This is a genomic window from Williamsia sp. SKLECPSW1 (genome assembly GCF_054332755.1).
Genome location: NZ_JBTGLI010000002.1, coordinates 746836 through 764290, shown reverse-complemented (window position 1 = coordinate 764290; position 17455 = coordinate 746836). Strand labels below are relative to the sequence as shown.

The 17455-nt window shown below is 71.1% G+C and carries 17 protein-coding genes and 1 rRNA gene; 11 read left to right on the top strand and 7 right to left on the bottom strand.

The genetic code is table 11. The features are described 5' to 3' along the window. A 5S ribosomal RNA gene (gene rrf / locus ACXVUM_RS19390) occupies window positions 1–97 on the top strand; the annotation flags it as partial. 71 nt (window positions 98–168) lie between these two features. On the opposite strand, the gene ACXVUM_RS19385 is transcribed toward rrf, so the two are convergent. Continuing rightward, window positions 169–654: an NUDIX domain-containing protein gene (locus ACXVUM_RS19385; protein WP_458523575.1), complete on the bottom strand. Its 486-nt coding sequence runs from the start codon at window positions 652–654 to the stop codon at window positions 169–171. 98 nt (window positions 655–752) lie between these two features. Here ACXVUM_RS19385 and nucS point away from each other — a divergent pair, with 98 nt between their 5' ends. Together nucS and ACXVUM_RS19375 are read left to right on the top strand one after the other, a co-directional pair. Further along, window positions 753–1436: an endonuclease NucS gene (nucS, locus tag ACXVUM_RS19380; protein WP_458523528.1), complete on the top strand. Its 684-nt coding sequence runs from the start codon at window positions 753–755 to the stop codon at window positions 1434–1436. Between the two features lie 2 nt (window positions 1437–1438). Beyond that, window positions 1439–1723, top strand: coding sequence for an ATP/GTP-binding protein (locus ACXVUM_RS19375; protein ID WP_458523527.1), 285 nt, complete (start codon window positions 1439–1441; stop codon window positions 1721–1723). A 6-nt stretch (window positions 1724–1729) separates the two neighbouring features. Here ACXVUM_RS19375 and ACXVUM_RS19370 read toward each other — a convergent pair whose 3' ends face one another. Further along, a complete protein-coding gene (locus ACXVUM_RS19370; RefSeq protein WP_458523526.1) occupies window positions 1730–2746 on the bottom strand; it encodes a DivIVA domain-containing protein in 1017 nt (338 codons plus the stop codon). A gap of 54 nt (window positions 2747–2800) precedes the next feature. Then, window positions 2801–3298 carry a methylmalonyl-CoA epimerase gene (gene mce, locus ACXVUM_RS19365; protein ID WP_458523525.1) on the bottom strand — a complete coding sequence of 166 codons (498 nt, stop codon included), beginning with the start codon at window positions 3296–3298 and terminating at the stop codon, window positions 2801–2803. A 104-nt stretch (window positions 3299–3402) separates the two neighbouring features. Between mce and ACXVUM_RS19360 the strand changes: the two genes are divergently transcribed. From ACXVUM_RS19360 to ACXVUM_RS19340, 5 genes are read left to right on the top strand one after another with little or no spacing between them, the layout of a single operon-like run. Continuing rightward, the gene (locus tag ACXVUM_RS19360; protein ID WP_458523524.1) at window positions 3403–4605 is read left to right on the top strand and encodes an acetyl-CoA C-acetyltransferase; all 1203 of its coding nucleotides are present in this window, start codon (window positions 3403–3405) and stop codon (window positions 4603–4605) included. 55 nt (window positions 4606–4660) lie between these two features. Further along, on the top strand, window positions 4661–5026 hold the full coding sequence (locus ACXVUM_RS19355; protein WP_458523523.1) for a DUF3817 domain-containing protein: 366 nt from the start codon (window positions 4661–4663) through the stop codon (window positions 5024–5026). 10 nt (window positions 5027–5036) lie between these two features. Continuing rightward, window positions 5037–5342, top strand: coding sequence for a thiamine-binding protein (locus tag ACXVUM_RS19350; protein WP_458523522.1), 306 nt, complete (start codon window positions 5037–5039; stop codon window positions 5340–5342). A gap of 22 nt (window positions 5343–5364) precedes the next feature. Next, complete coding sequence (locus ACXVUM_RS19345; RefSeq protein ID WP_458523521.1) at window positions 5365–6615, top strand: MFS transporter; 1251 nt, start codon at window positions 5365–5367, stop codon at window positions 6613–6615. Window positions 6616–6665: 50 nt separating this feature from the next. Next, the gene (locus ACXVUM_RS19340; protein WP_458523574.1) at window positions 6666–7583 is read left to right on the top strand and encodes a tetratricopeptide repeat protein; all 918 of its coding nucleotides are present in this window, start codon (window positions 6666–6668) and stop codon (window positions 7581–7583) included. A gap of 21 nt (window positions 7584–7604) precedes the next feature. On the opposite strand, the gene glgB is transcribed toward ACXVUM_RS19340, so the two are convergent. The 4 genes from glgB to ACXVUM_RS19320 all read right to left on the bottom strand — a co-directional run bounded on the left by glgB (window position 7605) and on the right by ACXVUM_RS19320 (window position 15348). Continuing rightward, window positions 7605–9821, bottom strand: coding sequence for a 1,4-alpha-glucan branching protein GlgB (gene glgB, locus ACXVUM_RS19335; RefSeq protein ID WP_458523520.1), 2217 nt, complete (start codon window positions 9819–9821; stop codon window positions 7605–7607). After that, window positions 9818–11836 (bottom strand): alpha-1,4-glucan--maltose-1-phosphate maltosyltransferase, encoded by a 2019-nt coding sequence (locus ACXVUM_RS19330; protein ID WP_458523519.1) that lies wholly within the window; start codon window positions 11834–11836, stop codon window positions 9818–9820. Before ACXVUM_RS19330 ends, glgB begins: the two co-directional genes overlap by 4 nt. Window positions 11837–11944: 108 nt before the next feature. Next, window positions 11945–14047 (bottom strand): ATP-dependent DNA helicase, encoded by a 2103-nt coding sequence (locus tag ACXVUM_RS19325; RefSeq protein ID WP_458523518.1) that lies wholly within the window; start codon window positions 14045–14047, stop codon window positions 11945–11947. Beyond that, the gene (locus tag ACXVUM_RS19320) at window positions 14044–15348 is read right to left on the bottom strand and encodes a nicotinate phosphoribosyltransferase (protein ID WP_458523573.1); all 1305 of its coding nucleotides are present in this window, start codon (window positions 15346–15348) and stop codon (window positions 14044–14046) included. Before ACXVUM_RS19320 ends, ACXVUM_RS19325 begins: the two co-directional genes overlap by 4 nt. 20 nt (window positions 15349–15368) lie before the next feature. Between ACXVUM_RS19320 and clpS the strand changes: the two genes are divergently transcribed. Genes clpS through ACXVUM_RS19305 form a run of 3 tightly spaced genes read left to right on the top strand, consistent with a single transcriptional unit; the run spans window position 15369 to window position 17455 of the window. After that, a complete protein-coding gene (gene clpS / locus ACXVUM_RS19315) occupies window positions 15369–15767 on the top strand; it encodes an ATP-dependent Clp protease adapter ClpS (protein WP_458523517.1) in 399 nt (132 codons plus the stop codon). 4 nt (window positions 15768–15771) lie between these two features. Continuing rightward, a complete protein-coding gene (gene aosR, locus ACXVUM_RS19310) occupies window positions 15772–16356 on the top strand; it encodes an oxidative stress transcriptional regulator AosR (RefSeq protein WP_458523516.1) in 585 nt (194 codons plus the stop codon). 25 nt (window positions 16357–16381) lie between these two features. Further along, window positions 16382–17455, top strand: a complete 1074-nt coding sequence (locus ACXVUM_RS19305) for a P1 family peptidase (protein WP_458523515.1) — start codon at window positions 16382–16384, stop codon at window positions 17453–17455.

Here is a 17455-nt window from a genome sequence, read left to right as displayed (position 1 = left end):
GGAAACGCCCGGCCCCATTCCGAACCCGGAAGCTAAGCCCTCCAGCGCCGATGGTACTGCACCCTAACCAGTGTGGGAGAGTAGGACACCGCCGAACACAACATCCCACGATGCCCCCGCCTCACGGCGGGGGCATCGTGCTGTTCCGGGGGTTTTTCGGCGCTCGGATCATCGGGTGAGGAAGACACCCCAGGCCGCGATCGACTGGGCATCGACCATCAGGCCGGAGCGGATCGCATCCGTGACCTCGTCCCGTGTCCACCACGTCCACCGCAGGTCCGCCTCGGTGGCATCGCGGGCCGGCGTGCCCACGGCGAGATCATCGGCGAGGACGATCGTGGTGCGCTGCGACGTGAAGCCCGGTGCGACGTCGAGAGTCGCCAGGACCTGGACTGTCGTCGCGACCATGCCCGTCTCCTCGCGGAGTTCTCTGGCTGCCGCTGCGAGTGTGTCGAGCTCATCGACCTCGGCGGTACCGGCGGGGAACTCCCACCGTCTCGCCGCGAGCGGATAGCGGTACTGCTCGACGACGCAGTACGACTCGGTGTCGCCGAAGCGCCGTGCGATCACCACGACACCGGGGCTGCGGTGGACGACCCCGTAGATCCCGGTCGACCCGTCGCTCCTGCGGACGACGTCCTCGGTCACCGTCATCCATGCGTTCCGGTACACCTCGCAGCCGCTCTCGCGCTGTACGGCGGGCGGGTGGGTGTCGTGTCGGGATGGTTCGGTCACGCCACTAGGGTGACACCGTGCGTCTGGTGATCGCGGAATGTCAGGTCGACTACGTCGGGCGGCTGACCGCCCATCTGCCGCGGGCCAAGCGCCTGCTGCTGATCAAGAACGACGGCTCGGTGAGCGTGCACGCGGACGACCGTGCCTACAAGCCGCTGAACTGGATGAGTCCGCCGTGCACCCTCGTCGAGCATCCCGCACCGGAGGACGCCGACGCGTCGGCTCTGTGGATCGTGACGAACAAGGCGGGGGAGGAACTGCGCATCCTCGTCGGAGAGGTCGAGCACGACTCGGCCCATGAGCTCGGCGTCGACCCGGGCCTCGTCAAGGACGGTGTCGAGGCCCACCTGCAGGAGCTGCTCGCCGAGCACGTCGAGACGTTCGGCCCCGGGTACACCCTGGTCCGCCGTGAGTACATGACCGCGATCGGCCCTGTCGACCTCCTGTGCCGGGACCCCGCCGGCGGCACCGTGGCGGTCGAGGTCAAGCGTCGTGGCGAGATCGACGGTGTCGAGCAGCTGACGCGCTACCTGGAACTCCTCAACCGGGACAGCACTCTCGCGCCGGTCGCCGGCGTCTTCGCCGCCCAGGTCATCAAGCCGCAGGCGCGCACCCTCGCCGAGGACCGCGGGATCCGGTGCGTCACGGTCGACTACGACGCGTTGCGGGGCATCGAGAGCACCGAGTTCCGGTTGTTCTGAGCATGCCCCGCCGCAACCGTCGACCGCCCGCGGGTCCCCGCGGCGTATCCGGCGGGACGACGCGCACGGAGAGCGGTCCCGCCGGTCTGGACCGAGACCACTCCGTGCGCCCGATCTCCGCCGACCGTGCCGTGAAGCCCTACCTCTGCCCCGGCTGCAACCAGACGATCGTGCCCGGCACCGCGCACGTGGTCGCCTGGCCCGCCGACGATCGATCGGGTGACGAGCGTCGACACTGGCACACCGGCTGCTGGCGCGGACGGCGGACCCGTACCGGCTTCCGCTGACGCGCCTCAGGACCGCGAGATCTGCGCATCCTCCGACAGGCCCTGGTTGAGCAGGTCGGTGCTGTCGAGTTCGACGAGGTCCTCCTCGCCGTCCAGTTCGGCCAGCAGGCGGGGGAGCTCGTCGAGCTGGGTGCGCACCTCGGTGAGCTGGGCCAGCATGCGACTGCGGAGCTGGCGCGCGCTCTGGACGAGTTCGGCCGATCGGGTGACGCGCTCGGTCGCCAGTGAATGCGACCGCGCGAGCAGGCGTTCGGACTCGGCGCTCGCGTTGTCGATCAGCTCGCGAGCCGTGGCCTCGGAGGTCAGCTCGAGCTCCTTGACCGCCTGCACCGCCTTGTCCCGACGCGCGGCCATGGTGACGTCGAAGTCCTCCTGCGTCCGTTCGCGATCGCGTCGTGCCTGTGCGTCGAGCTCCTCCGCCTCGGCGCGGGCGTTCGCGACGATGCGCTCCGCCTCCTCCTTGGCCGCGGTCATCGTCCGCGTGTGCTCGGCCTCCATCGCCGCGGTGCGCTCGGACACGAACCGCACGTTCTCGTCGTGTGCAGAACGTGCCTCCTCCTCGAGACGGGCGGCCTCGCCACGCAGCCGCTGCGACTCCACCTTCGCCGACGCCAGCTGCGAGTTGGCCTCCTCGGATGCGTCCTCTCGCAGCTGCGCCGCCTCCTGACGTGCGACCGACAGGATCTCGGCCGCCTCGGCCTGGGCGTTCGCACGCATCTCGGAGGCCTCGTCGGCGGCGAGCTGCAGCATGCGCGAGATGCGGTCGCTCATCCCCTGGGCGGTGGTCACCGGTACCGACAGGGAGTCGACCTCGCGCCGGAGCTGCTCGATCTCGTCGCGTGCGTCGTCGAGGTGTTCGGCCAGCTCGCGCGCGTTGGCTGCGGCGGCATCGCGGTCGGCGGCGATGACGCGCAACTCCGCGTCGGATCGGGCGAAGAACTCGGCCACCTGGTCGCGGTCGTACCCGCGCATCGCGATGGCGAACGGGAGTCCGTGCGATGGGCCCTGATCGTGTTCCGGCATGCCGCGTAGCTTACTTGGCCCTCGTACGGTGTCTGCAGGTCCGGCGTGTGGGGATCAGTGCACGTCGGCGGCGGGTTCCACCAGTTCCAGCAGGACACCACCGGCGTCCTTGGGGTGGACGAAGTTGATGCGCGAGTCCGCGGTCCCCCGGCGCGGTTCGGGGTACAGGACACGCAGACCCTGCCCGGTGAGCCGGCGGACGACCTCGTCGACGTCGGTGACCCGGACGGCGAGTTGTTGCAGCCCGGGTCCGTTGCGATCGAGGAACTTCGCGATGGTCGACGAGTCGTCGAGCGGCGCCAGCAACTGGATCTGCGCAGCCCCGGTCCGTCCCGCATCGGCGGGTCCGACCATGGCCTCGACCACGCCCTGATCGGTGTTCGTCTCCTCGTGCAGGCAGACGAAGCCGAGGGTGTCGGCGTACCAGGCCTTGGCCGCCTCGAGGTCGGGTACGGCGATGCCGACGTGGTCGATCGCCGTCACCAGATCGCCGATGGCGGCCGTCGCCGACGACGAGGCCGACGTGGGGGAGGTGGATGCGCTTGTCGACATGCTCTGACGGTACCGTTGTCACCGAGTGATCGCTCGGGCCGGGCCGGTCCCGGTCACCCCAGTGCAGATGCGACCGCGGTCGCCCCGAGAACGAAGAGGTATCCATGTCGTCGGTCATCGTCGCCGGAGCCCGTACCCCCGTCGGACGCCTGATGGGTGCGTTCGCGGATGTCAGTGCCGTCGACCTCGGCGCCACGGCGATCCGCGGTGCGCTCGACAAGGCGGGCGTCCCGGCGTCGGCGGTCGACTACGTGATCATGGGTCAGGTCCTCACGGCCGGGGTGGGGCAGATGCCCGCCCGGCAGACGGCGATCAAGGCCGGCATCGGGTGGGATGTCGCGGCCCTGACGATCAACAAGATGTGCCTGTCGGGTATCGACGCGATCGCGCTGGCCGATCAGCTGATCCGGGCCGGTGAGTTCGAGTGCATCGTCGCCGGCGGGCAGGAGTCGATGTCGCAGGCGCCGCACCTGCTGCCGGGCAGCCGCAGCGGGTTCAAGTACGGCTCGACCGAGCTCGTCGACCACATGGCCTTCGACGGTCTCTACGACCCGTTCACCGATCAGCCGATGGGGGCACTCACCGAGTACGCCAACGACGTCACCTCCGACGTCGCCGGTACGTTCACCCGTGAGCAGCAGGACGAGTTCGCCGCGCGGTCGCACCAGCGTGCCGCGGCGGCGTGGAAGAACGGTGTCTTCGCCGACGAGGTCGTGCCCGTGCGCATCCCGCAGCGCAAGGGTGACCCGGTCGAGGTGACCGAGGACGAGGGCATCCGTGCCGACACCACCGTCGACTCGCTGTCGCGTCTGCGTCCGGCGTTCCGCAAGGACGGCACGATCACCGCCGGCAACTCGTCGCAGATCTCCGACGGTGCTGCGGCCGTGATCGTGATGAGCAAGGAGAAGGCGACCGAGATGGGCCTGACCTGGCTCGCCGAGATCGGGGCGCACGGCGTGGTGGCCGGGCCCGACTCGTCGCTGCAGGCCCAGCCCGCCAACGCGATCGAGAAGGCCTGCGCCCGTGCGGGGATCAGTCCCGCCGATCTCGATCTCCTGGAGATCAACGAGGCGTTCGCCGCCGTCGGACTCGCCTCCACGCAGCAGCTCGGCGTCGATCCGGAGAAGGTGAACGTCAACGGTGGCGCCATCGCGATCGGCCATCCGATCGGGATCTCCGGGGCCCGCATCGCCTTGCATCTGGCCTTGGAACTGCAGCGTCGCGGTGGCGGCACCGGGGCGGCGTCGCTCTGCGGTGCCGGCGGCCAGGGTGACGCCCTGATCCTCACGGTGCCCGCTCGGTCCTGACCTGCACGGTGACCTCTACTACCTCTGGTAGTAGGAGTTGGCGGCATCGGGCACAATGGGGGCCATGAGTTCCGTCCTGGACCCCCGCACCGTCGCCCGCGTCTTCCGCATCGTGGCGATCCTCGAGGCCATCACCTGGCTGGCGCTCCTCATCGCCATGTACTTCAAGTGGGTCGAGGGCCACGCCCAGGCGGTCGCGGTCCCGGGCATGGTGCACGGGATCGTGTTCATCGTCTTCGTGATCGTCTCGCTGGTCACCGCGCGCGTTCTGCGGTGGTCGGTCCCGACGACGGCGTGGGCGCTGTTCTCGAGCATCCCGCCGTTCGGGACGCTGGTTTTCGAGGTCTGGGCCCAGCGCAGCGGTCGCCTCGAGCAGGACGGCGACCGTCGCGCCGTTGCCAAGCGCGCTGCTTCCGTGTGACCGTGGACAGGTGATCGTCGCCTTCAGCCTTGCCCCGTCCGGTGGTTCTGCCGTCGCGGACGACGGCAGCATGAGCGCCGCTGTCGCGGAAGCCGTCCGCGTCGTCCGCGCGTCGGGTGTCAGCCACCAGACGACAGCGATGTTCACCTACCTCGAGGGTGACTGGGACGAGGTGATGGCGGTGGTCAAGGACGCCACCGACGCGGTCCTCGCCCTCGCGCCCCGCGTCTCGCTCGTGCTCAAGGCGGACATCCGGCCGGGCCTCGACGACCAGCTCACCGCGAAAGTCCGTCGCGTCGACGAGCATCTGGCGTGAGCCACCGGCCGAGGATCGGCCGGTGACCGTCTCGGCCGTTCCGTCGACCCCGACGATCCCGTGGCCGGCGCGCCGACGCGCGGTCTCCACCGTCTTCCTCGTCAACGGGCTCCTCGCGGCGATGTGGGTGGCCCACATCCCGATCATCTCCACCACCACCGGCATCGATCACGGCACGCTCGGTGCCCTGCTGTTGTTGTTGGGCGGCTGCGCGTTCCTCGGGATGCAGATCTGCGGGCCGATCATCGACCGGCGGGGGTCCCGCGGCGTCGTCGTCGTGGCGGCCGCCGCGCTCGCGGTCGTCACCGTGACGCCGGTGTTGGCCACCACCGCCTGGCAGCTCGCGATCGCGCTCGGGTTGTTCGGGCTCGCCAACGGTGCGCTCGACGTCGCCATGAACTCGCACGCCGTCGTCGTCGAGAAGGACCGCGGGCGCCCCGTCATGTCGTCGTTCCACGGGTTCTTCTCCCTCGGGGGTGTCGTCGGGTCGGCGATCGTCGCGGCCGGCCTCTTTCTCGGCGTCCCCGTCGTCGCCACGGTCGTGACCGTGGCGGTCGCGTCACTCGGTGCGATCGCCGTGATCCGCAGCTCCCTCACCCCCGGACGACACCGATCCGACCACGACGGTCCCGACCCGGATCCCGCCGACGGGGCTCGGTTCCCCGCCGGCGTACGCGGACGCATCGTCGTCATGGCCGCGGTCGCCTTCGCGCTCATGCTCGCCGAGGGGACCGCGTACGACTGGAGTGCCCTGCACACCACCGAACGGTTCGATGTGGGTGACGGTGTCGGTGCGGTGGCGTTCGGCGCGTTCAGCGCGACGATGCTCGTCGGACGGTTCCTCGCCGACCGTGTGACCGCGCGGTTCGGCCCGGTCGCCGTCGTGCGCGGTGGCGCAGCGGTCGCGGCGGTCGGGATGGCGATCGTGATCGCCGCGCCCGTACCCGCCGTCGGCATCCTCGGGTGGGCCGTGTTCGGGATCGGGGTGGCGGGAGGGGTCCCGCAGTTGTTCACCGCGGCGGGCAACCTCACGGCGCGACCGAGTGGTCGCGTCATCTCGACCGTCGTCGGTTGCGGCTATCTGGGGATGCTCGCCGGTCCCGCCCTCGTCGGGTTCATCAGTCGCGCGACCACATTGGGGACCGCACTGTGGGTCGCCGTCGCGGCGATGGCCTTCGGGTGCGTCGCGGCCGGGGTCGTCGGCCGGGGCGGCTCCCGAGGCGCACGGGCGCGTGGTGACACGCCGACGATCCGTGCCAGACTGGACGTGTGAGCCGACCTCAGAACCGCGCGCAGCCAGGCGCGCTCGCCCGGGCCGCGGCCATGTCCGGGGCCGTCGACCTCTCCGGCCTCAAGGAACGTGCCGACGCCGAGCGCAGCCGGGCCGCGGCGCCTCCGCGTCCACCGCAGCAGCCCACCGATCGACCCGCCGCGGCCGGATCCGTCCCGTCGATCGTCGAGATCACCGAGGCCACCTTCGAGTCCGAGGTCATCGCCCGGTCGGAGCAAGTACTCGTCGTCGTCGACCTGTGGGCCACCTGGTGCGGCCCGTGCAAGCAGCTCTCACCCGTCCTCGAGCGCCTGGCCGACCAGGCCGACGGTCGGTGGATCCTCGCGACCGTCGACGTCGACGCCAACCCCCGCATCGCCCAGGCGTTCGGCGTGCAGTCGATCCCGACGGTGGTCGCCATCGCCGCGGGACAGCCGGTCTCGGCGTTCCAGGGTGTGCAGCCCGAGGCGCAGATCTCGGCATGGATCGACGAGATCCTCGGCAAGGTGTCCGACCGGCTCACCGGTCTGCCCGCAGGGGACGACGACGTGCCCGTCGAGGAGCCCGGCGACCCGCGCATGGACGCGGCCGGCCAGCTCCTCGACGACGGTGACTTCGAGGGCGCCCTCGAGGCGTATCGCGCACTCGCCGAACAGGACCCGCAGAACGTCGAGGCGGCATCGGCTGCCCGGAACATCGAGTTCGTCGTCCGCGCACGCGCGCACGACCCGTCCGTCGTCGACACAACCGATCCGACCGACGTCGACGCGACGCTCGCCGCGGCCGACGTGCTCCTGCTCGACCAGCAGCCCGACGCCGCCTTCGACCGGCTCATCGCCACCATCCGGGCGACCGGTGGCGACGACCGGTCCCGGGTACGGGAACGACTGCTCTCGCTGTTCGAACTGTTCGACCCGGCCGAGCCGTTCGTGACCGCCGCACGGCGGAAGCTCGCCAGCGCGCTGTTCTGACCCCGCGCCGCCCCGCCCGGGTCAGGACTCGGGGACGATCCAGACCGCCCCGTTGGCAGGCAACGTCATCCGCGCCGATGCGGGACGACCGTGCCAACTCTCCCCGGACGCGGTGACCGACCCGAGGTTGCCCTCGCCCCACCCGCTGTAGTGCGGGGAGTCGGTGTTGAGGACCTCACGCCACACACCCGCCCGAGGGAGGCCGACCCGATAGTCGGTGCGGGTCGCGCCGGAGAAGTTGTACACGGCGGCGAGTACGCTGCCGTCGCTGCCGAACCGCAGGAAGCTGATGATGTTGCCCGCGGTGTCGTTCGCGTCGATCCACGAGTAGCCGTTGGGTGTGGTGTCCTGGCTGTAGAGCGCAGGCGTCCGCCGGTAGACGGCGTTCAGATCGGCCACGAGCGACGCGATCCCCGCGTGCAACTCGCCCTCCCACCCGGACCGCTGATCCCAGTCCAGCGACCGCTCCTCCGACCACTCGGCGGTCTGCCCGAAATCCTGCCCCATGAAGAGCAACTGTTTGCCGGGGTGTCCCCACATGTACGCCAGCGCGACCCGCACGCCTGCTGCCTTCGTGCGGGCGTCGCCCGGCATCCGCGACCACAGCGTCCCCTTGCCGTGTACCACCTCGTCGTGGCTGATCGGCAGGATGAAGTTCTCGCTCCACGCGTACATGAGCGAGAAGGTGATCTCGTGATGGTGGTGGCTGCGGTGCACCTGGTCGCGGCCGAGATAGCCGAGGGTGTCGTGCATCCAGCCCATGTTCCACTTCATGGTGAAACCGAGACCGCCCAGAGCCGTGTCGCGGGTGACGCCCGGCCACGACGTGGACTCCTCGGCCGCGGTGACCACACCGGGGAACGTCTTGTGCACCGTCGCGTTCATCTCCTGCAGGAACTGCACCGCCTCCAGGTTCTCGCGACCGCCGTGCACGTTGGGGGTCCATCCGCCGTCGGGGCGGGAGTAGTCGAGGTAGAGCATCGAGGCGACGGCGTCGACGCGCAGGCCGTCGATGTGGAACTCGTCGAACCAGTACAGCGCGTTGGCCACGAGGAAGTTCCGCACCTCGTTGCGTCCGAAGTCGAACACATAGGTGCCCCAGTCGAGTTGCTCGCCGCGTCGGGGGTCGGCGTGCTCGTACAGCGGGGTGCCGTCGAACCGGGCGAGGGCCCACTCGTCCTTGGGGAAGTGGGCGGGCACCCAGTCGACGATCACGCCGATGTCCCGGGCATGCAGTGCGTCGACGAAGGCGCGGAAGTCGTCGGGCGTGCCGAATCGCGAGGTGGGCGCGTAGTAGGACGTCACCTGGTACCCCCACGAGCCGCCGAAGGGGTGCTCGGCGACGGGGAGGAGTTCGACGTGGGTGTACCCCATGTCGGCGACGTAGTCACCGAGTTCGACCGCGAGCTGCCGGTAGTCCAGGCCGGCCCGCCACGAGCCGAGGTGGACCTCGTAGACACTCATGGGCTCGTCGGTGGGCACCGACGCGGCGCGGCGGGTGATCCACGCTTCGTCGCCCCATGTGTGGGTGGAGTCGTCCACGACGGAGGCCGTCGCCGGAGGTACCTCGGTCCGACGCGCCATCGGGTCGGCCTTCTCCCGCACACCGCCGTCCCGGCCGGTGACACGGAACTTGTACTGCGTGCCGACACCGACGTCGGGGACGAAGACCTCCCACACGCCGCTGGACCCGAGCGAGCGCATCGGCGCCGAGCGACCCGTCCATCCGTCGAACGAGCCGATCACGGTGACGCCCACCGCATCCGGGGCCCACACCGAGAACGATGTCCCCGACACCGTCCCGTCCGGGGTCTCGAAGCTGCGGAGATGGGCGCCGAGGATGTCCCACAGTCGTTCGTGACGGCCCTCGGCGAACAGGTGGAGATCGAGCTCGCCGAGCGTCGGCAGGAAGCGGTATCCGTCGGCGACGACGTACTCCGTCGTCCCGCCGGCGGCGTCGCGGTAGGAGACCCGGTAGCGGTAGTCGATCAGGTCCTCGTACTCGACGAGACCGACGAAGACACCGTCGGACTGGTGCGTCAGGGGATGGTCCACCCCGCCGACGACCGCGGACACCGCCACGGCGTCCGGGCGGATGGTGCGCAGTACGGTCCCGCCGGACACCGGGTGGGCGCCGAGGACGGAGTGCGGATCGTGGTGGGTGCCCGACCGCAGCAGGTGCAGGTCGGTCCCGGACACGGTCGGGTCGGGTCGTCGCGCGCTGTCGGTGGTGCTCACCCGGTCGCCTCCTCGGACGGCAGTCGGTACGCCAGACGGGTCGCCGTGACGGGATCGAGCGGCGGCAGCGCCACGATGTGGGCCACCGCGTGCCAGGGTTCCAGACGCACGTAGTTCGCCTGGCCCCAGTGGAAGTGCTCGCCGGTCACCTCGTCGACGCCGGAGAAGCGGTCGTTCCAGTCCTGGCCGATCGCCGGCATGTCGAGCCACAGCGTCGACTCCTCGGCGCCGAACGGGTTCAGGTTCACGACCACGACCACTCGGTCACCGGTGACGGGGTCGATCTTCGAGTAGGCCACGATCGCGTCGTTGTCGACGTGGTGGAAGGTGATCTGGCGGAGCTGCTGCAGTGCCGGGTGGCGCCGGCGTATGGCGTTGAGCGCGGTCAACCACGGTTCGAGCGAATCGCCGCGGGACGAGGCGGCCTTGAAGTCCCGCGGTCGCAGCTCGTACTTCTCCGAGTCGAGGTACTCCTCGCTGCCGTCGCGGACGGGCTGCGACTCGAAGAGTTCGTACCCCGAGTAGACACCCCACGTCGGCGACATCGTCGCGGCGAGAGCGGCGCGCAGTGCGAACATCCCCGGCCCCCCGGTCTGCAGGCTCGCGTGCAGGATGTCCGGGGTGTTGACGAACAGGTTCGGCCGGGCCTCGTCGGCGTGCGCCGCGATCTCGGTGCCGAACTCCGTCAGCTCCCACTTCGCGGTGCGCCACGTGAAATACGTGTAGCTCTGGGTGAACCCGAGCTTGGCCAGCCCATACAGCCGAGCCGGCCGCGTGAACGCCTCCGAGAGGAACAGCACGTCGCGGTCGCGCTTCTTGACCTCGGCGATGAGCCACTCCCAGAAGTCCGGCGGCTTGGTGTGCGGGTTGTCGACGCGGAAGATCTTCACGCCGACCGACACCCAGTGCAGGACCACCCCGAGCACCGCCCGGTAGATCCCGGCACGGTCGTTGTCGAAGTTCAGCGGATAGATGTCCTGGTACTTCTTCGGCGGGTTCTCGGCGAAGGCGATCGTGCCGTCGGGGAGGACCGTGAACCACTCCGGGTGGTCGGTCGCCCACGGATGGTCGGGGGCGCACTGCAGGGCGAGGTCGATGGCGACCTCCATGTCCAGCTCACGCGCCCGCGACAGGAACCATCGGAAGTCGTCGAGTGTGCCCAGTTCGGGGTGGATGGCGTCGTGGCCGCCCGCGGCGGAACCGATGGCCCACGGTGAGCCGGGGTCGGTCGGTGCGGGCGTGAGCGTGTTGTTCGGGCCCTTGCGGTTGATCTCGCCGATCGGGTGGATGGGCGGTAGGTACACCACGTCGAAGCCCATGTCGGCGATTCGCGGCAGATCGGCGGCAGCGGTCAGGAAGGTCCCGTGGACCGGCCGCCCCTCGTCGTCCCACCCGCCCGTCGAGCGCGGGAACATCTCGTACCAGGAGCCGAACAGGGCACGGGGGCGATCCACCCACACGCGATGCCCGCGACTCTTGGTCACCAGCTCGCGCACGGGGTGCTCGGCGAGGACGGCCGCCACCTCCGGCGACAGGGCCGGCCGGACCCGGATCGCCAGGTCGCGATCCTCGCGGAGTGCGGCGGCGGCGTCGTCGAGCAGTCGTCGATCCGACGACGGGACCCCGTCGGCGGCGCGTGCCAGGAGACGCGCTCCGATCTCGAGGTCGTTGGCGAGTTCGCCGGGGCCCTGACCGGCGTCGAGCTTCGCGGTGACCGCGTGGTGCCACGTCGCGTACGGATCGCTCCACGCGTCGATCCGGAAGGTCCAGTACCCGACCGTGGTCGGGACGAAGCCCGCGTTGTACGTGTCGGGCTCGTGAGCGCGCACCATCGGCACCTCGATGCTCGACGCACGCCCGGGACCGTCGACGTGGAGTGTCGCCGCGACGGCGTCGTGACCCTCCCGCCACACCGTGGCGCTGACCGGGACGAATTCTCCGACAACGGCTTTCGCGGCGAACTGCCCGCAGGTGATCACCGGGGCGACGTCGTCGATGCCGATTCGTCCGATCACGCGGGCGCCCGCCTCTCTGCCGTGGAGACGCGGGGACCCCCGCGCTCCTGCTCTGGGCTCAACCGTAGGGGATGGGCGTCCCCGGCGGGGACGCCCCGGCGCGCGGCGTCAGACGGTGGAGCGGTCGCCGAGCCGGGCGAGCGCTGCGCGGACGACGGCGGGATCGGTCGTCTGCCAGTACGGCGGCAACGAGGCGCGCAGGAAACCGCCGTACCGGGCGGTCGCCAGACGCGGGTCGAGGACTGCGATCACACCGCGGTCGTCGGTGCTGCGCAGCAGACGACCAGTGCCCTGGGCCAGCAACAACGCCGCGTGGTGCGCCGCCACCGCGAGGAACCCGTTGCCGCCGCGCGCGGCGACCGCGCCCTGGCGGGCGACGAGAAGCGGATCGTCGGGGCGGGGGAACGGGATCCGGTCGATGAGGACCAACGACAACGACGGGCCGGGGACGTCGACGCCCTGCCACAGCGAGAGGGTGCCGAAGAGGCAGGTCGCCTCGTCGTCGGCGAAGCGTTGCACCAGCTGACCCGTCGGCGCGTCGCCCTGGCACAGGATCGGCAGCGAGACCCGTTCCCGGACGGCGGCCGCCGCATCCTTCGCGCCGCGGGTGGAGGAGAACAGCCCCAGTGTGCGCCCGCCGGCCGCCTCGATCAGCGAGACCATCTCGTCCAGGGTGGCGCTCGACATCCCCGACCGGCCGGGCGGGTCGAGGTGGGTGGCGACGTAGAGGATCCCCGACCGGGCGTGGTCGAACGGCGAGCCGACGTCGACGCCCGTCCACCGCACGGACGCCGCGTCCGACGGGACGGTCTTGCCCGAGGCGGTCAGGTCCGACAGGGCGTAGACGGACTCGTCGGTACCCGGCGGACCGCCGCCCGACGTCGTCGGCGGCACGACCTCGGCGGCGCTGCGACCCGCGATCGGCAGACCCCAGGTGGCGGCCAGTGCGTCGAAGTTCCCGCCGATGGTGAGCGTCGCGGAGGTGAGCACGACCGTCGCGTCGGCGAACAGCGACGACCGCAACAGCCCACCCACCGACAGGGGAGCGACCCGCAGGACCCGGCGGCGGTCGTCCTTGACGGTGTCCTCGTCCACCCAGACGACATCGCGTCGCCGCGACTCGTCCGGGTCGTCGAACGCGCCGAGGATGCGCACCGCGGTGTCGTGCGCCTCGTCGAGTCCGGTCATCGCGGCCGACCGTGCCGCCGCGGCCGCGGAGTCCGTGCCGGCCTGTGCGGGACCGATCGCGGACCGTGCCCGCCACAAGCGGTCGCGGACGGCGGCGAACACCGCGGCGGCCCCGTCGGGAAGACGCGACCACCGCCCCGGCGAGGTCTCGTCGAGCAGACGGGCGAGCAGTTCCCCGGCCCCGGCGACGTCGTCGGCGATCTCGTCGTCGACCAGCTTGCCGCACCGACGGGCGAGCATCCCCAGCGTCGCCGACGCCATCTCGGCGGTCGCGACGGACGTGATCCGGTCGACGAGTTCGTGGGCCTCGTCGACGACGACCACGTCGTGCTCGGGGAGGACGTTGAAGCCGCTGATGGCGTCGATCGCGAGCATCGCATGGTTGGTGACCACCACGTCCGCGCTCCCGGCGCGCCCGCGCGACCTCTCGGCGAAGCAGTCGGCGCCGTAGGTGCACGAACTCGCGCCGAGACACTCGCGGGCACTGACGCTGACCTGGCGCCACGAGCGGTCGATGACCGCGGTCGGCAGGTCGTCCCGATCACCGGTCTCGGTGTCGCTGACCCACTCCCGCAGCCGCACCACCTCCCGCCCGACGCGGGAGGAGGTGAACGGGTCGAAGAGCTCGCCGGTCTCCTCTTGCGCCTCGCCGGAGTGGATCTTGTTCAGACAGATGTAGTTCGCCCGGCCCTTGAGGATCGCGAACACCGGCTCGCGGCCCAGCGGCTTCGTGAGCGCCTTCGCCAGGCGCGGCAGGTCGCGATCGACGAGTTGGCGCTGCAGGGCGATGGTCGCGGTGGACACCACGACGGTCGATCCCGACTCGACGGCGTGCCGGATGGCGGGGACGAGATAGGCCAGCGACTTGCCCGTGCCGGTGCCGGCCTGCACGGCGAGGTGTTCGCCCGTGTCGATGGCGTTCGCGACCGCCGAGGCCATCGCGAGCTGGCCGTCGCGGCGGGTGCCGCCGAGCGCCGTGACGGCGTCGGCGAGGAGGTCGCCGACCGGGGGGATCGCCGTCACGGCAGGAGATACCGCGTGGGGATCGCGGGGTCACCGGACGACAGGCCGAGGCCCTCCCACGGGAGGCTGATCACCGCGTCGGCGAGGTGTGCCCGGGCGTCGGCGAGTGTCGGCAGGCCGCCGACGGGCTCGCCGTCGCGCACGAGCGGGATCTGCAGCGGTCGGACGGTCAGGCCGGGTACCGACGGCGGCTCGGCGCCCGCGGCGTAGACGATCTCCTCGACGATGGTCCCGGTCTCGCGGGCCGAGCGCACCGCGGACTTCGCCCCGCCGCGGGACTCCTTGTGGCTGGCACGTTTCGCGACCCCGATGCCGTCGACCTCGACGAGCTTGTAGACCATCCCCGCGGTCGGCGCGCCGCTGCCGGTGACCAGCTGGGTGCCGACGCCGTAGGCGTCGACGGGCTCGGCGCGCAACGCGGCGATGCCGTACTCGTCGAGATCGCCGGAGACGACGATCCGGGTGCGGTGGGCGCCGAGGGAGTCGAGTTGCGCACGGACCTGCCGGGCGAGCACACCGAGGTCCCCGCTGTCGATGCGGACACCCCCGAGGTCGGTGCCGGCCACCTCGACCGCCGTCGCGACGCCTTGGGTGATGTCGTAGGTGTCGACGAGAAGGGTCGTCCCGACCCCCAGTGCGTCGACCTGGGCGGCGAACGCGGCGCGTTCGTCCGGGCCGTCGGGTCCGGTGTGGGCGAGGGTGAACGAATGGGCGCTGGTGCCGGCCCCGGGGACGCCGTAGCGCCGCGTCGCCTCCAGGTTCGACGTCGACGCCATGCCTGCGAGATATCCGGCCCGGGCCGCGGCGACGGCGGCGGACTCATGGGTGCGGCGCGACCCCATCTCGATGATCGGTCGGCCGGCGGCCGCGCTGACCATGCGTGCGCCGGCCGACGCCACGGCGCTGTCGTGGTTGAGGATCGACAGGATCACGGTCTCCAACACGACCGCCTCGGCGAAGGTTCCGCGGACGGTGAGGATCGGTGACCCCGGGAAGAACAGCTCGCCCTCGCGGTATCCGTCGATGGACCCGGAGAAGCGGTAGTCGCCCAACCAGGTGAGCGTGTCGGGGTCGAGGAACTCGCGCAGCGCCGTCAGGCTGTCGGCGTCGAAGCGGAACCCGGCGAGCGCCTCGACCAGCCGACCGGTGCCCGCGACGACCCCGTATCGGCGGCCGTCGGGCAGACGCCGCGCGAACACCTCGAAGGTGCACCGGCGGTCCGCGGTGCCGTCGCGCAGCGCCGCCGAGACCATCGTCAGCTCGTACCGATCGGTGAACAGAGCCGTGTTCTCGATGCTCACCATCACCTACCCTTGTGGCCATGCGCGGACTGAGGCCGACCGCAGGCGCACGCCCCGACCGGTGTCGTGCGGCCCATTCCGGACCGTCACGGACAGGTGCCGTCGCGGTCGACGGACGGCACGAGGCTACCCCGGGTGGGGCGGCCGTCGCCGACCCCGACACGGCCGATGCGGACACCTCCGACGACCGACCCTGGGTCACGATCGTGTGGGACGACCCGGTGAACCTGATGCGCTACGTCACCTACGTGTTCCAGAAGCTGTTCGGCTACTCCGAGACCCGCGCCGCGGAACTGATGATGCAGGTGCACACCCAGGGCAAGGCCGTGGTGTCCAGCGGCGATCGGGACAAGGTGGAGATCGACGTCCGCAAACTGCACGCGGCCGGTCTGTGGGCGACGATGCAGCGCGACAGCTGAGCCGGTGCAGAACTGGAAGCGACGTGGTCGCGGTGAGTCGATGCGGATCACGAGCCGCCTGGACGGGCACGAGAGCGAGCTGATCGCGTCGCTGGTGGCATCGATGACCGAACTGCTCGACGAACGCGCCTCGACCGCCCCCGACGACGAGCTCGCCGCGATGACCGGGATCACCGTCGGTCACTCGTCGGCCCCGCAGGACGCCACGCTCGGACGGCTGCTGCCCGACTTCCACCGGCCCGACCAGGACCGCCACCTCGCGGCCGACGCCGTCACCGGTGACCTCAACGGCGCACTGCGCAGTGTCCACGAGCCGCACATCATCGAGGCCAAGTCCCGCGCGCTGCGGACCGTCCTCGAGACGTTGCCGCAGGGCGGCGGCGACGTCTCCCTTTCGCGGGCGCAGGCCGAGGAGTGGATGACCGCGATCAACGACGTGCGTCTGGCCCTCGGTGCGATGCTTGGGGTCACCGAGACGACACCCGATCACCTCCCACCCGACGACCCGCAGGCCGCGCATCTGGACGTCTACCACTGGCTCACCGTGGTGCAGGAGCTGCTCGTCGTGGCCGTGATGGGCGCCCGATGACGCGCACCGCGGCCCGGTCGACCACGTGAGCGGACTCGGCGCCGTCACCGACGTCGGGGGCGTCGGTGTCGGCCACGCCCATCGGATCGACCACGACGCCGTGGTGGCGACGCCCGACACACCCGGCTCGGGCTGGGCGACCGGCGTCACCGTGGTGACGCTCCCGTCGGGATCGGTTGCGGCGGTCGACGTCCGCGGGGGTGGTCCGGGCACGCGCGAGACCGACCTGCTCGACCCCGTCAACACGGTGCAGACCGCGCACGCGGTCGTCCTCAGCGGGGGCAGCGCGTACGGGCTCGCCGCCGCCGACGGCGTGATGGCCGGGTTGGAGGACGACGGGATCGGGCTCCGCATGGACGACCGCGGCGGTGTCGTGCCCATCGTTCCCGCCGCCGTCGTGTTCGACCTCCCCGTCGGCGGGTGGCGGAACCGTCCCGACGCCGACCTCGGGCGTGCGGCGCTGGCCGCGGCCGGGTCCGACGCCGGTCGGGGATCGGTCGGGGCCGGTGCCGGGGCCCGCGCCGGCGTGCTCAAAGGCGGTGTCGGCACCGCGTCGGTCACCGTCGACCTCGGCGACGACCACGTGGTCACCGTCGCGGCGATCATGGTCGCCAACCCCGTCGGCGACGTCCTCGACCCGCGGACCGGTCTGCCGTGGGACGCCGCACCCGACGAACTGGCACTGCACGGTCTCGTCCCGCCGTCGCGGGAGGAGATCGCGGCGCTGAGCGAGCTGCGGGCCAAGGCGACGGTCCTGAACACCACCATCGGCGTGGTCGCGACCGACGCCAGGCTCGACCCGGCCGCGACGCGTCGTGTCGCCATGTCCGCCCACGACGGCCTCGCCGAGGCGATCCGTCCCGCGCACTCACCGCTCGACGGCGACACCGTCTTCGCCGTCGCCACCGGCGCCGTCGACCCGCCGTCGCATGCCGACATCCCACCGGGGATGCACCCGGCGGTGGCGTCGGTCGCGCGGATCGGTGCCGCGGCGGCGGTCGTGACCCGGCGGGCCATCGTCGACGCCGTGGTCTCCGCCACCGCCGTGGCGGGGATCCCCGCGTACCGCGACGTGCTGCCCTCGGCAACCCGACACTGA

What these genes read in the sequence shown, in the direction of transcription:
- ACXVUM_RS19385 (WP_458523575.1), bottom strand. Translation starts at nt 654, where the DNA reads ATGACGGTGACCGAGGACGTCGTCCGCAGGAGCGACGGGTCGACCGGG.
- ACXVUM_RS19375 (WP_458523527.1), top strand. Translation starts at nt 1,439, where the DNA reads ATGCCCCGCCGCAACCGTCGACCGCCCGCGGGTCCCCGCGGCGTATCC.
- ACXVUM_RS19370 (WP_458523526.1), bottom strand. Translation starts at nt 2,746, where the DNA reads ATGCCGGAACACGATCAGGGCCCATCGCACGGACTCCCGTTCGCCATC.
- mce (WP_458523525.1), bottom strand. Translation starts at nt 3,298, where the DNA reads ATGTCGACAAGCGCATCCACCTCCCCCACGTCGGCCTCGTCGTCGGCG.
- ACXVUM_RS19360 (WP_458523524.1), top strand. Translation starts at nt 3,403, where the DNA reads ATGTCGTCGGTCATCGTCGCCGGAGCCCGTACCCCCGTCGGACGCCTG.
- ACXVUM_RS19355 (WP_458523523.1), top strand. Translation starts at nt 4,661, where the DNA reads ATGGGGGCCATGAGTTCCGTCCTGGACCCCCGCACCGTCGCCCGCGTC.
- ACXVUM_RS19340 (WP_458523574.1), top strand. Translation starts at nt 6,666, where the DNA reads ATGTCCGGGGCCGTCGACCTCTCCGGCCTCAAGGAACGTGCCGACGCC.
- clpS (WP_458523517.1), top strand. Translation starts at nt 15,369, where the DNA reads ATGCGCGGACTGAGGCCGACCGCAGGCGCACGCCCCGACCGGTGTCGT.